Source organism: Methylobacterium nonmethylotrophicum (assembly GCF_004745635.1).
Taxonomy (GTDB): Bacteria; Pseudomonadota; Alphaproteobacteria; order Rhizobiales; family Beijerinckiaceae; genus Methylobacterium; species Methylobacterium nonmethylotrophicum.
Genome location: NZ_SRLB01000023.1, coordinates 62,695 through 75,775 on the forward strand (window position 1 = coordinate 62,695; position 13,081 = coordinate 75,775).

12 protein-coding genes are annotated in these 13,081 nt (G+C 70.3%); 8 read left to right on the forward strand and 4 right to left on the reverse strand.

Going from position 1 to position 13,081, the window contains the following annotated elements; translation table 11 throughout:
• Positions 1-80 precede the first annotated feature (80 nt).
• Positions 81-1,376 (reverse strand): OmpP1/FadL family transporter, encoded by a 1,296-nt coding sequence (locus tag EU555_RS25695; RefSeq protein WP_135418156.1) that lies wholly within the window; start codon positions 1,374-1,376, stop codon positions 81-83.
• 428 nt (positions 1,377-1,804) lie between these two features.
• Here EU555_RS25695 and EU555_RS25700 point away from each other — a divergent pair, with 428 nt between their 5' ends.
• The 5 genes from EU555_RS25700 to EU555_RS25720 all read left to right on the forward strand — a co-directional run bounded on the left by EU555_RS25700 (position 1,805) and on the right by EU555_RS25720 (position 6,371).
• Positions 1,805-2,689, forward strand: a complete 885-nt coding sequence (locus tag EU555_RS25700; protein ID WP_135418158.1) for a fumarylacetoacetate hydrolase family protein — start codon at positions 1,805-1,807, stop codon at positions 2,687-2,689.
• Between the two features lie 48 nt (positions 2,690-2,737).
• Positions 2,738-3,364 carry a response regulator transcription factor gene (locus tag EU555_RS25705; protein WP_135418160.1) on the forward strand — a complete coding sequence of 209 codons (627 nt, stop codon included), beginning with the start codon at positions 2,738-2,740 and terminating at the stop codon, positions 3,362-3,364.
• 224 nt (positions 3,365-3,588) lie between these two features.
• A complete protein-coding gene (locus EU555_RS25710; RefSeq protein WP_135418162.1) occupies positions 3,589-3,954 on the forward strand; it encodes a septal ring lytic transglycosylase RlpA family protein in 366 nt (121 codons plus the stop codon).
• A 221-nt stretch (positions 3,955-4,175) separates the two neighbouring features.
• The gene (locus EU555_RS25715; RefSeq protein WP_135418214.1) at positions 4,176-4,415 is read left to right on the forward strand and encodes a hypothetical protein; all 240 of its coding nucleotides are present in this window, start codon (positions 4,176-4,178) and stop codon (positions 4,413-4,415) included.
• 480 nt (positions 4,416-4,895) lie between these two features.
• Positions 4,896-6,371 (forward strand): methyl-accepting chemotaxis protein, encoded by a 1,476-nt coding sequence (locus tag EU555_RS25720; RefSeq protein ID WP_245524494.1) that lies wholly within the window; start codon positions 4,896-4,898, stop codon positions 6,369-6,371.
• 73 nt (positions 6,372-6,444) lie between these two features.
• On the opposite strand, the gene EU555_RS36345 is transcribed toward EU555_RS25720, so the two are convergent.
• On the reverse strand, positions 6,445-6,588 hold the full coding sequence (locus EU555_RS36345) for a hypothetical protein (protein WP_167858664.1): 144 nt from the start codon (positions 6,586-6,588) through the stop codon (positions 6,445-6,447).
• A gap of 82 nt (positions 6,589-6,670) precedes the next feature.
• On the opposite strand from EU555_RS36345, the gene EU555_RS25725 reads away from it, so the two are divergent.
• Complete coding sequence (locus EU555_RS25725; protein ID WP_135418165.1) at positions 6,671-6,862, forward strand: hypothetical protein; 192 nt, start codon at positions 6,671-6,673, stop codon at positions 6,860-6,862.
• Between the two features lie 26 nt (positions 6,863-6,888).
• On the opposite strand, the gene EU555_RS25730 is transcribed toward EU555_RS25725, so the two are convergent.
• Complete coding sequence (locus EU555_RS25730; protein ID WP_135418167.1) at positions 6,889-7,119, reverse strand: hypothetical protein; 231 nt, start codon at positions 7,117-7,119, stop codon at positions 6,889-6,891.
• A 523-nt stretch (positions 7,120-7,642) separates the two neighbouring features.
• On the opposite strand from EU555_RS25730, the gene EU555_RS25735 reads away from it, so the two are divergent.
• A complete protein-coding gene (locus EU555_RS25735; protein WP_135418168.1) occupies positions 7,643-8,575 on the forward strand; it encodes a glycosyltransferase family 2 protein in 933 nt (310 codons plus the stop codon).
• A gap of 76 nt (positions 8,576-8,651) precedes the next feature.
• On the opposite strand, the gene EU555_RS25740 is transcribed toward EU555_RS25735, so the two are convergent.
• Complete coding sequence (locus EU555_RS25740) at positions 8,652-9,881, reverse strand: MFS transporter (RefSeq protein WP_135418170.1); 1,230 nt, start codon at positions 9,879-9,881, stop codon at positions 8,652-8,654.
• Positions 9,882-10,168: 287 nt separating this feature from the next.
• Between EU555_RS25740 and gyrA the strand changes: the two genes are divergently transcribed.
• A complete protein-coding gene (gene gyrA, locus EU555_RS25745; protein ID WP_135418172.1) occupies positions 10,169-12,919 on the forward strand; it encodes a DNA gyrase subunit A in 2,751 nt (916 codons plus the stop codon).
• Positions 12,920-13,081: the final 162 nt, after the last annotated feature.

The window sequence follows — 13,081 nt, forward strand, 5'->3', positions numbered from 1 at the left end:
CCGGGTTCTCGCCTTCGGCGAGCCCCGGGATGACGGAGCGGGTATGGGAATGGACGGAGGACGCCCGGCCCCTCCCCGTCCTAGTACTTCCGCACCAGCGGCACCGCGACCTGCGCCGGGGCCGGCGGGGTATCCCAGCGGTACTTCAGGCCGACCGCCACGATGTCGGCGCTGGAATCGGTGGTGGCCAGGAAGGCGAGCGGCGGGGTGTAGAGCGGCTCGCCCGGCACCAGCGCGATCCGGTTGCGGCCGGCGGCGAACAGGTGCTGGTAGGAGACGTCGAACTGGATCTTCTCGCTGTAGCGGTAGCTGGCGCCGACCGACGCGAAGTAGCGGTCGCCGTCCGGCAGGCGGGTCGAGCGGTTCGAGTTGTCGATCGGCGACTGCTCGTAGGCGAAGCCGATGCGGCCGGTCCATTGCGGGGTGAAGTCGTACTCGGCGCCGAGCGAGTAGTAGAACCCGTCCTTGTAGTTCAGCGGCAGCCGCGTGACCGGCAGGTTGAGCGCCTTCGAGATGATCGCCTGCGTGCCGAGCCTCGACCAGTTGTCCCACTCGAAGCCGAAGTTCAGGCGGAACACCGGGGTGATCACCTGGGTCAGGCCGACCGAGACCTTGTCGGGGGTGTTGAGGCTGGCGCGGACCTGGCCGATGCCGAAGGCCGAGCCCTCGATCTGATGGTTGATCGATGAGCGGTAGCCGACGCCGACCGTGGTGCCCTCCGAGAGCTTGGCGACCACGCCGGCGGTGAAGCCCCAGCCCCAGTCGTCGCCCTTCAGGAACGCCGTCGGCGCCGTCGGGGTGATCCCGGTGGCCTGGCGCAGGGTGAGCTTGAAGTACTCGAGCACCGGGCCGGCGGCGACCGACAGCCAGTCGTTCACCTTGTAGCCGATCACCGGGTTGAAGTTCAGGCTGAAGATCTTGGACGAGCGGCTGTAGGTCTGGCCGGCCCAGACCGTGTTCGGCTTGGTGATGAGGCCGAACGGTGCGGCGCCGGAGAGGCCGAGGAACAGGCGGTCGTTGATCTGGTAGTTCGTGTAGGTCGCCGGCAGCACCGCCGCCTGGCCGATATCGCCCGAGCCGCCCAGCCCGATCAGCGGCGGGAAGGTGCCGGTGACCGGCGTGATCGTGGAGGAGGGCGCCACCAGGGTGGCGTTGAAGTCCGAGTTCCAGCCCGGCTTCATCGTGACGACCGCCGGGTTCCAGAACATCGACGACAGGCCGCCGGAGCCGGAAGCCGCGCCCGCGAAGGCGACGCCCATCGCCTGGGCGCTCTGCTCGCGCAGGCCGAAGGCCCCCGCCTGCGCCGCCCCGTTGGCCCCCGCCAGCAGCGTCAGCGACGCGCCGGCCAGCAGCGCCGCCCTCCTCGAACCCATCATGACGTTACCTCGACACCCAAAATCGCGTGCCGCGCGGCTTCCCGACGCCCGCAGCTTGGGCGCGATGATGCGGCAGCAGGCAGTCGTGGCGCAATCCCGGCGGAGGACCAGATGCTTACAGGTTTTCTGTGATCACAGTCGGGAAACTATTTTTATATTCAAAACCAACGAAGATCAGGCCAGGATTCCTGTCCATCCGCCCTGTCTAGGGCTGTGCAACCACAGACGTCACTGGCAGCCCCAGAACGCCGCGCCGACACGCTTTTGCCCCACATGTGACGAATCTGCAACGGGCACGGGCCCGCCGGCGGTGCCGGTTGCCGCTTGCGGCGGCTTCCCGCGGGGGCCAATGTCCCGGCCCGGGCCGGTCGCGCGCCCGCGGGCGCCGCGTCGCGTCCGGCCCGCGTGGATTTTTCGGGAGACGACCAATGAAGCTTGTGCGCTGGGGCGAGAGCGGTGCGGAAAAGCCGGGCCTCGTCGACCAGGGCGGCGCGATCCGCGACCTGTCGGGCCTGATCCACGACATCGCCGGCCCGACCCTCTCCGCCGACACCCTGGCGAATCTGCGCCGGATCGACCCCGCCACGCTGCCGGAGGTGCCGGCCGGCACCCGGCTCGGCCCCTGCGTCGGCCAGGTGCGCAACTTCATCGCCATCGGCCTCAACTATGCCGACCACGCTGCCGAGACCGGCTCGCCGATCCCGCCCGAGCCGATCCTGTTCAACAAGGCGCCGTCCTGCATCGTCGGCCCGAACGACGACGTGATCCTGCCCAAGGGCTCGGCCAAGACCGACTGGGAGGTCGAGCTCGCCATCGTGATCGGCAAGCGCGCGTCCTACGTCCACGCCAACGAGGCGCTCGACTACGTCGCCGGCTACTGCGTCTGCCACGACGTCTCGGAGCGCGAGTTCCAGCTCGAGCGCGGCGGTACCTGGACCAAGGGCAAGGGCTGCCCGACCTTCGGCCCCCTCGGCCCCTGGCTCGTCACCCCGGACGAGATCCCCGACGTGCAGAATCTCGGCATGTGGCTCGACGTCGACGGACAGCGGATGCAGACCGGCTCGACCAGCACGATGATCTTCGATTGCCGGCAGATCGTCTCCTACCTGTCGCACTTCATGCTGCTCGAGCCCGGCGACGTCATCACCACCGGCACGCCCCCCGGCGTCGGCATGGGCATGAAGCCGGCCCGCTTCCTGAAGGCCGGCGAGGTCGTGACGCTCGGCATCGAGGGGCTGGGCGAGCAGCGCCAGACGATCGTCGCCTTCGACGACTGGACCGCCAAGGTCGCGGCCGGCCAGCCGACCAACTGAGGCGGTATGCCCGCGGCGCCGCCGCGGGCGCTCCCGGAGGGGCAGGCCATGGACGTGCTCGTCGTCGACGACCACCCGATCGTGCTGCAGGGCTGCCGCCGGGTGCTGGAGGATGCCGGCATCGGCACGGTGCACGAGGCGACCGGCATCGCCGCCGGGTACCGGCGCTTCCGCCGCCACCGGCCCGCGATCGTGGTGGCGGACCTGACCTTCCAGGGCGCGTCCTTGAGCGGGCTGGCGCTGATCCGGCGGATCCGCGCGGTGGCACCGGCGACGCGGATCCTCGTCTTCAGCATGCACGACGATCCCGAGATCGTCGCCCGGGCGCTCGAGAGCGGGGCGTCCGGCTACGTCCTGAAGGACACCGCCTCGGCGGAGCTGCACCTCGCCTTCGAGCGGGTCCGCGACGGCGGCACCTACGTGGCGCCCTCCCTCGCCGCCGAGGTCGCCCGGCTGCGGCGCGAGGCGCCGGCGGCCCCGTCCCTCACCCCACGCGAGCGGCAGATCCTCGAGCGCCTCGGCGCCGGCCGCTCGCACGGGGCGATCGCCGAGGAGCTCGGCCTGAGCTACAAGACCATCGCCAATGCCTGCACGCAGATGCGGCGCAAGCTCGGCGCCCGCACCCTCGCCGACCTGATCCGCGTCGCCCTGCGGGAGGCCGGGCGGGCTCCGTGATCGGTGAACCGCGGATGAGCGAACCTTGGCCCCAGCATGGCGGGGCCGCCGCCCGGGCCGCCCTCGCTCGACCTGCGAAATCAGTTAACGAATGTAAACCGGTTAATTTTTCCAAACACATTGCGGCGACAATACGCGAGATAGACCTGTAATTTGCTGTTCCATAATGTCGCCTTGTTCCGTTTTATGTTGCACCGCGTCAAGCAACAAAACGGGAATGCGAAATGGTTTCGAAGGCAAAGCTGGCGATCATTGGTCTCGCGGCGGCGGGTGCTGTCGGAGTGACGCTACAAGCCAGCACGCCCGCCGAAGCTCAATCCGGTGCGGCCTCCTGGTACGGCCCCGGATTTCAGGGCCGGCGCACTGCGAATGGCGAGCGCTTCAACACGCACGCCCTCACGGCGGCTCACCGCCGCCTCCCCTTCGGCACCCGGGTCCGGGTCACCAACACGGCGAACGGCCGCTCGGTGGTGGTGCGCATCAACGATCGCGGCCCCTATGTCGGCGGCAGGGTGATCGACCTGTCGCAGGCCTCGGCCCGGGCGATCGGCATGTCGGGCGTCGCCCGGGTGCGCCTCAGCCGCCTCTGACCCGCCGCGATCCCGGCCCCGGGCCGGACCGCGCGTCCTTCGAGGGCCGTCGTCCGGGCGCCGGGCCCTCCCTCGCCGTTCACATTCGGGGTGATGTCCCGGCGGAAGCTTGTCGGCGCGGTCCGGGCTGCTAAAGCTCGCGAACGGCCGCGGTAACCCATGAAGGCCAGAATCCTCTGGCCTGTGCCGGTTCGAACCCGTCCTCGCGGAGAAACGTCGTGCTGCTGCGCTCCAGCCTCCTCCTCCTCGCCCTGACCACGGGCGCCGCCCTCGCCGAGCCGGTCCTCGCCGACCGTGCGGTGCTCAAGCAGTACTGCACCGGCGACTACCTCACCTATTGCGGCAACCTCGCGCCCGACGGGCCCGAGGTGCAGGCCTGCTTCCGCCAGAACCGGGCCAAGCTGTCGCCGAACTGCCAGGCCGCGATCACGAGCTACGTCAAGGCGCAGCGCAAGGGCTGAGCCGCACGGACCAGGCTCGCGCCCCGGAATGCCGCAACGGCACGGCGTGCGAGCCGGTCCGCCCGGCAGGGTCCATCGTGTCCCAAGCACTTGGCTGGTGCCGTCTTGGCTGGTGCCGTCTTGGCTGGTGCCGTCTTGGCTGGTGCCGTCTTGCTGCCTCTTCCAGTTGCAAGTCCAGATCCCGGCCAGGGCGTTCGTCGCAGTGCTCTTCGATCCTTCACCCGAGCGGCCTGCGGAACACGATCGCGGATGGCCGTGCCCATATGATCTGCCGTGACCCAAGGTCATATTTGCATGTGCCGGATTTATCTGCGCCTTTACAGACGATAGGAATAAATTGACGCGGCCGGTAAATCCCGTCCGCGCTCCATAATTTTTATCGATCCGTGCGCGATGCAAGACGATCGATTCCGATATCCCTTCATTCTTCAATAATCATCTCGCCGCATGGTCCCGTGGGTCATGCGAGAGAAGGCAGACGTGTCCTTTCTGAATTCGAGCCACGCCGCGCTGCTCGCGGCCGTCGACCGGTCGCAGGCCAGGATCGAGTTCGACCCGTCCGGGACGATCCTGGATGCGAATGCCAGCTTCCTGGCCCTGACCGGTTACGCGCTCGGGGAACTGAAGGGCCGGCACCACAGCCTGCTGGTGCCGCCTGCCGAACGCGAGAGCCCCGATTACGCCGCGTTCTGGCACAACCTGCGGCAGGGCCGGTTCGAGACCCGGGAGTTCCGTCGCGTCGCCAGGGACGGCCGGACGTTCTGGATCCAGGCCTGCTACAACCCGGTGCTCGACCGCCGCGGCCGGGTCGTCCGGATCGTCAAGCTCGCCTCCGACATCACCGCCCGCAAGGAGCGCGACACCTATCTCGCGGGGCAGATCGCGGCGCTCGACCGCTCCCAGGGGGTGATCCACTTCACGCCCGAGGGGCTGATCACCGAGGCCAACCCGAACTTTCTCGCCGTGATGGGCTACAGCCGCGACGAGGTGGTGGGGCGCCACCACAGCCTCTTCGTCGCCGAGGACGAGCGGCGCAGCGCCGACTACGCCGCGTTCTGGAAGGCCCTGGCCGCCGGCCGCTACCGGGCGGGCGAATTCCGCCGTGTCGCCAAGACCGGCCAGGACGTCTGGATCTTCGGCGCCTACAACCCGGTCCTCGACCTCGACGGCCGCCCCTGCGCGGTGGTGAAGTTCGCCACCGACATCACGCAGCAGGTGCTGGACCGCCGGCGCCGGAGCGCCGGCCAGCAGGCAATCGAGGTCGATATCGCGGCGATCACCCGCGCGGTCTCCGCGATGGCGGAGCAGGCCCGCGCCACCACCGAGCAGACGACCCAGACCTCGGGCAACGTCCAGGCGGTCGCCGCCGGCACCGAGGAATTCGCCGCCTCGATCGCCGAGCTCGGCCGCCACGCCGCCGAGGCCCGCCACGCCTCGGACATGGCGGTCAGCAAGGCCCAGGATGCCGGCGGCATCGTCGCGAGCCTGACGCAGGCCGCCGACCGCATCGGCGAGGCGGTGTCGCTGATCCGCTCCATCGCCGAGCAGACCAACCTGCTAGCCCTCAACGCCACGATCGAGGCCGCCCGGGCCGGGGCCGCCGGCAAGGGCTTCGCGGTGGTCGCCGCCGAGGTCAAGGCGCTCGCCGGGCAATCGGCCCGGGCGACCCAGGAGATCGGGACGCAGATCGACGCCGTGCAGGGCGCGACCGCCGCGGCGGTGGCGGCGATCGAGGCGATCGTCGCGGCGATCGGGCATGTCAGCGAGATTTCGGTCGGGGTGTCCTCCGCCGTGACCCAGCAGGCTTCCGTCACCCGCGAGATGTCGGTCAGCATGCAGAACGCCGCCCGGAGCGTCGCGTCGGTGCACCGGAACATGGAGCGGATCACCGGCTCGGCCGGGGAGGTCGATGCCTCGCTCCGAAAGGTGGGCCAAGCAGCGCGCGCGCTGCTGTGACGGTGGGCCAAGCGGCGCGGTGCGCTGACCGTGAACAACCCGGCGCAGGCGCTGGTCCGACCGGCTCTCCCGATCAGGCGCTCAGCCCGAGGAGCACCACCAGGGCGATCCCGAGGGCGAGGCACGAGGCGGCGGCGAGCACGACGGGCATCGAAGAGGCCTCCAGGGAGCGGCAACGGGGCGTGGTAGCGCCGGAGTAAGGCCGCTCCGTGACCATGCGGCAGCCGCCGGATGGCGGCCCGGCTGGCCCCGGGAGGCATGCTCATATAGTATGGCTTCCTCGGCAAACAGGGAGAGCCATGCATCTTGTCGTGACGGCCCACACCTCGGACGGGCACCTCTCGTATCAGCGCACCTCGCCGGAGGCGGCGCTTGAGAAGGCCGACGAACTCGCGGCGGACGGCCACGAGCGCGTCGTGATCACCGACATCACCGGCCGCGATTACGAGCCCGGCGAGTTCGACAGCCTGTTCGTGCATCCGGGCGGCTGAGGCGTGCCGCCGGCCGCACGGGGTCGTCAGGCCTGCAGGGCCGCGTCCGTCCCGGCCCGGGCCGCGTCGGCATCCGGTGCCGGCCGGGCCAGGGCCTGCGGCCGGGCCGGGAACGGGATGATCCGGCATCCGCCGCTCCCCGGCTCCGCCGCCTCGGCCCGCCGGCGCGCCGCGCGTTCGCAGGCGGAGGCGAGCACGCGCTTCGTGCGGGGCGAGTACCCGCGGCGGCGCAGCCAGGCCGGAATCGAGGTGGACATTCTCTTCGACATCGTCCGTGGGCCGGAATGGAGGGCAGGGTCCGAAGGTTCAACACGGATGCCGGTGGCGGGAAACGCCCGAACGTCCCAATTTCTGGCCTGAACGTCCCAAGGTGGACATTTTCTGGCCGTCCGGTCCCATCGGCGAGCGTCCGCGCCCTTGATCTGGTCGGATCGGCACTATTTTCATTCGCCCCCTCGCGCCTGGGCGAGGTTGCGCGCCAGCGCCGCCCGGATCGCTTCGGTCACCGCATGGACCCTCCGGGGGCCCCCAAGGAGCGACCGCCGCCGCGCCCGGCGGGACGAGGCTCACATGGCGCTGGCGCTGCGGAAGCATCGTCTTGGGCGGGGCGCCCTCCCCCGATAGGCTTACGGCCCCCGCCGACCGCCGAAGGGCGCGCGGAGGCGACAGCACCGGAAGCGGCGGGTCCGGCGCGCCCGGCACTTTGTTAATCAGGATGCGGCGCGACCTGCTTGCGAAGACCTGCCCGCGAACACTGCCCGCGAACCCGGAGGCCGACCCGTGCTGCCGACCCTCTCCGTGGTGATCCCGCTCTACCAGAAGGCGGACGTGATCGCCGAGACCATCGAGGCGGTGCTCCGCCAGTCCTATCCCCATTTCGAGCTGATCGTGGTCGATGACGGATCGACCGACGGCGGCGGCGACGTCGTGGCGGCGCTCACCGATCCGCGCATCCGCCTGGTGCGCCAGCCCAATGGCGGCGAGGCGGCGGCGCGCAACCGCGGCGTCGCCGAGGCCCGCCATGACTGGATCGCCTTCCTGGACGCCGACGACCTCTGGGCCGGCCGCCACCTCGAGAACCTGGCCACCGCCGCAGCCCAGGGCGACGCGGTCGTGGTGTTCAGCAACTACCTGCTCGCCAGCCGCTTTGCGCCGGTGATGCCGGCCGGCATACCGGCGCAGGTGACCGACGACTTCTTCGCCTTCGCGCTCGCGACCTACCCCTATGCCGTCCATCCGAGCGCCGTGATGATCGAGCGCGCGGCCCTGCGGCGGGCCGGCCTGTTCCCGCTCGGCGCCCCGATGGGGGGCGACACCGACACCTTCTGCCGCCTCGCCCTCGAGGGCGCCTTCCGGTACGTGCCGGAGCCTACCGCGGTCTATCGCGACGGCCACCCGACCAGCGTGCTCGCCGGCCAGATGCGCAAGCGCCCCCTGCCGCCGCCCTTCGACCGGACCCTGACCGCCCTCCTGCGCCTCGGCGCGGTCCCGCCGCGGCTCGTCCCCTCCGCCGGCCGATACCGCAACTTCCTGATGCTCGAATACGCCCGCCAGCTCCTCGATGTCGGCGACCCCGAGGCGGCCCGGGAGGTCCTGCGCCGGCACTGCCGCCTCGCCGACGATCCTTTGCGCTACGCCAGGCGCTTCCTGCGCACATGGTCGTTCGGGCACCGGCTCTACGTGCTGTCGCGGCAGGTGGTGCCGTCGCGGTGAGCCGCCGGCGCGGGGGGCCTCGCACGATGGGAGCGGCCCGTCCCGCCCGCCGCGCCGGAACCGGTCCGCGGCGCGCTCAGCCCCGTCCGGCCTGCGGGACAGGCTTGTCGTCACGCCGGGGCTGCGCCCGCGCCGCTCCCCGGCGCCGGACCCGCCACAGGGCGCCGACGAGGGCGAGGTCGATCAGGCCCAGCACCGCGAGGGCGGCGAGGGTCGCGTCGGCGCCGCCATGGGCGATCAGGAAGGCGGCGGCGGAGGGCGCGAGGGCCTGCGCGGCGAGGCTCGGCTTCGCCAGCAGGCCGAGGATGGCCCCGTAGCGCTCGGGCCCGAACAGGGCGAGCGGCAGGGTGCCGCGGCCGATCGAGTAGAGCCCGTTGCCGGCACCGTAGATCATCAGCACCACGGCCGGGGCGTCGACTCCGCCCCACAGCAGGACGAGGCCGACGGCCATCAGGGCCACCGCGACGGTGAGCGTCCAGATCGGGTGGTGCCGGCTGCGGTTGGCGATCTCAAGGAAGCGCGCGCCGACCTGCGACGGGCCGATCAGGGTGCCGAGCGACACCGCGGCGGCGAGCGACAGGCCGCGATCCTGCAGCAGCGTCAGCAGGTGGACCGAGAAGACCGAGGTGGCGATGCCCGTGCAGGTCACCACCGCGGCGAGGACCAGGAAGACCGGGCGCTCCGCGGGTGCGAGGACGACCGCGTCGGAGCGCGCCGGCCCCGCCGCGACGGGACGCGGCGCGGCCCGCGGGACGAGCCCGAGGATCAGCGGCAGGCAGATGCCGAGCTCGATGCCCGCATAGGTCAGGCAGGTGCCGCGCCAGCCGAGATGCGCCAGCAGGAAGGCCGAGAGCGGCCAGCACAGGGTGCTCGAGAAGCCGCCCCACAGGGTCAGCGCCGTGATCGCCGGCCTTGCATCGGCGCCGTAGAGCCGGCCCAGCGTCGCGAAGGCGGCGTCGTAGAGGCCCGACCCCATGCCGGCGCCGATCACCAGCCAGGCGAGGCCGAAGACCGGCAGGTTCGGCGAGAGCGCCAGGAGCGCGAGGCCGGCGGCGAGGAGCAGGGTCGAGACCACCAGGACCGGCCGGCCGCCGTAACGGCCGATGGAGCGGCCGGCGAGGGGCGAGACCAGGCCCGCCATCAGCATGCCGGCCGACAGGCTGCCGAAGATCCAGGCGAGCGGCCAGCCGGTCTCCCGGGCGATCGAGGGTCCCAGCACCGTCAGCAGGTAGTAGCTGCAGCCCCAGGCGAGGATCTGCACGATGCCGAGGGCCGAGATCGCCGGCCAGCGTCGTTGCGGTGACATTGCGGGTGTCGGGAATCCGTCGAGTTGTCAGAGCCTGCCCGGCCTGGCGGGGCGAGTCGGGCACCCGCCGTTCTGGCCCCTTCCGACGTCCTTTGCCAATCTCTAACGCTTCCGCGGGACACTCCTTCGCGAGGGTGGCGCGGGCTTGTGCAGCGACCCCGGAACACCCATCTAAGATGCTGATTTGCCTCGCCTTCCAAGCTTCGCGCTGGTGCCCGGGGCGCAAATCGGCTAAGCCGGCGGCGCGCAGAGTGTGAGCCCGCGCGGGCCGCGACGAGAGACAGACCTTGGCAGAGAACGACCCGACCGGCGCCCCCCCGCCCGCGACCGACATCAAGCCCGTCTCGATCACCGACGAGATGCGCCAGTCCTACCTGGCCTACGCGATGAGCGTCATCGTCAGCCGGGCGCTGCCGGATGCGCGTGACGGCCTCAAGCCGGTGCACCGCCGCATCCTGTACTCCATGTACGAGAACGGCTACCTGCCGGACCGCAAGTACGTGAAGTCGGCGCGCATCGTCGGCGACGTGATGGGCCAGTATCACCCGCACGGCGACCAGTCGATCTACGACGCGCTGGTGCGCATGGCGCAGGACTTCGCCATGCGGCTGATGCTGGTCGACGGCCAGGGCAATTTCGGCTCGGTCGACGGCGATCCGCCGGCGGCGATGCGCTACACCGAGTCGCGGCTGGCCAAGCCCGCCATGGCCTTGCTCGAGGACATCGACAAGGACACGGTCGACTTCAACCCGAACTACGACGAGTCGAAGGACGAGCCGGCGGTCCTGCCCGCCCGGTTCCCGAACCTCCTCGTCAACGGCGCCGGCGGCATCGCGGTCGGCATGGCGACCAACATCCCGCCGCACAACCTCGGCGAGGTGATCGACGGCTGCATCGCCCTGATCGACGATCCGGCGATCACCATCGAGGGCCTGAACGAGATCATCCCGGGGCCGGACTTCCCGACCGGCGGCACGATCCTCGGCCGCTCGGGCACCCGCTCGGCCTACATGACCGGCCGCGGCTCGGTGATCATGCGGGCCAAGTCCCACAGCGAGGAGCTGCGGAAAGAGCGCGAGGCGCTGATCTTCACCGAGATCCCCTACCAGGTGAACAAGGCCTCGCTGGTCGAGAAGATCGCCGACCTGGTGCGCGAGAAGCGCGTCGAGGGCATCGCCGACCTGCGCGACGAATCCGACCGCGACGGCATGCGCATCGTGGTCGAGCTGAAGCGCGACGCCGTGGCCGACGTGGTCTTGAACCAGCTCTACCGCTACACCCCGCTGCAGACGAGCTTCGGCTGCAACATGGTGGCGCTCAACGGCGGGCGGCCTGAGCTTCTCAACCTCAAGGACCTGATCCAGGCCTTCATCGACTTCCGCGAGGAGGTCGTCTCCCGCCGCACCAAGTTCCTGCTGAACAAGGCGCGCGAGCGGGCCCACGTGCTGTGCGGCCTCGCGATCGCGGTCGCCAATATCGACGAGGTGATCCGGCTGATCCGGACCTCGCCCGATCCGAACACCGCCCGCGAGGCCCTGATGGCCCGCGACTGGCCGGCCGAGGACATCGCGCCGCTGATCGCGCTCGTCGACGATCCGCGCCACCGGGTGAGCGAGAACGGCACCTACCGCCTGTCCGAGACCCAGGCCCGCGCCATCCTCGACCTGCGGCTGCAGCGCCTGACCGCGCTCGGCCGCGACGAGATCGGGGACGAGCTGAAGCGGCTCGCCGACGAGATCGCCGACTATCTCGACATCCTGCGCTCCCGCGCCCGCATCATGGGCATCGTCAAGCACGAGCTGGCGGAGGTCCGGGCCGAATACGCGACCCCGCGCAAGACCGAGATCCTCGACTGGGATTCGAGCGTCGAGGACGAGGACCTGATCCAGCGCGAGGACATGGTCGTGACCGTGTCCCACGCCGGCTACATCAAGCGCGTCCCGCTCTCGACCTACCGGGCCCAGCGCCGCGGCGGCAAGGGCCGGGCCGGCATGTCGATGCGCGACGAGGACTTCGTCACCCGGCTGTTCGTGGCGAACACCCACACGCCGGTGCTGTTCTTCTCCTCGCAAGGGCAGGCCTACAAGGAGAAGGTGTGGCGGCTGCCGCTCGCCGCGCCGAACGCGCGCGGCAAGGCGCTCGTCAACATCCTGCCCCTCGACCAGGGGGCGGAGCGCATCACCACGATCATGCCGCTGCCCGAGGACGAGGCGTCGTGGGAGACCCTCGACGTGATGTTCGCGACGGCCTCCGGCAGCGTGCGGCGCAACAAGCTGTCCGACTTCGTGCAGGTCAACCGCAACGGCAAGATCGCCATGAAGCTCGACGAGGGCGACCACATCGTCCATGTCGAGATCTGCACCGAAGCCGACGACGTGCTGCTGACCACGGCAGCCGGCCAGTGCATCCGCTTCCCCGTCACCGACGTGCGGGTGTTCAAGGGCCGCGATTCCACCGGCGTGCGCGGCATCAACCTGGCCAAGGGCGACCACGTCATCTCGATGACGATCCTGCGCCACTTCGAGGCCTCGCCCGAGGAGCGGCAGGCCTACATGAAGCGGGCCAATGCCGACCGGCGCGCCACCGGCGAGGCGATCGAGCTGCCGGCGGCGCCGGAGCCCGAGGCCGAAGAGGCCGCGGCCTCGATCGACCTCGAGCAGGACCGCTACATCGCCATGGGGGCGGCGGAGCAGTTCGTCCTCACCCTGTCGGAGCGCGGCTACGGCAAGCGCACCTCGTCCTTCGAGTACCGGATCTCCGGTCGCGGGGGGAAGGGCATCAAGGCGATGGAGGTCAACGCCCGCAACGGCAGCCTCGTCGCCTCGTTCCCGGTCGAGACCAGCGACCAGATCATGCTGGTGACCGATGCCGGCAAGCTGATCCGGGTCCCGGTCGACGACATCCGCGTCGTCGGGCGCGCCTCGCAAGGCGTCACGGTGTTCAACACCGACAAGACCGAGAAGGTCGTGTCGGTCGAGCACATCGAGGGCGAGGGCGAGGCGGAGGTTGACGGTGACGGGGAGGTCGAGGGGGCCTGAGCGGGCTTTTCAATGAACGCCCCAGGGAAATGGGGCCCGGACCCTGGCAGGTCTGGGCCTCGACGAATTCATACGATGTCGTCTTGGTCCGGCTGAGTAAAGATAGAGCGCATCTCCCCTCTCCCGTGTGAGAGAGGGGCCGGGCGATCGAAGATCGCACGT

Coding starts and splice junctions, on each gene's coding strand:
- EU555_RS25695 (WP_135418156.1), bottom strand. CDS start 1,376: ATGATGGGTTCGAGGAGGGCGGCGCTGCTGGCCGGCGCGTCGCTGACG.
- EU555_RS25700 (WP_135418158.1), top strand. CDS start 1,805: ATGAAGCTTGTGCGCTGGGGCGAGAGCGGTGCGGAAAAGCCGGGCCTC.
- EU555_RS25705 (WP_135418160.1), top strand. CDS start 2,738: ATGGACGTGCTCGTCGTCGACGACCACCCGATCGTGCTGCAGGGCTGC.
- EU555_RS25710 (WP_135418162.1), top strand. CDS start 3,589: ATGGTTTCGAAGGCAAAGCTGGCGATCATTGGTCTCGCGGCGGCGGGT.
- EU555_RS36345 (WP_167858664.1), bottom strand. CDS start 6,588: ATGGTCACGGAGCGGCCTTACTCCGGCGCTACCACGCCCCGTTGCCGC.
- EU555_RS25725 (WP_135418165.1), top strand. CDS start 6,671: ATGCATCTTGTCGTGACGGCCCACACCTCGGACGGGCACCTCTCGTAT.
- EU555_RS25730 (WP_135418167.1), bottom strand. CDS start 7,119: ATGTCCACCTCGATTCCGGCCTGGCTGCGCCGCCGCGGGTACTCGCCC.
- EU555_RS25740 (WP_135418170.1), bottom strand. CDS start 9,881: ATGTCACCGCAACGACGCTGGCCGGCGATCTCGGCCCTCGGCATCGTG.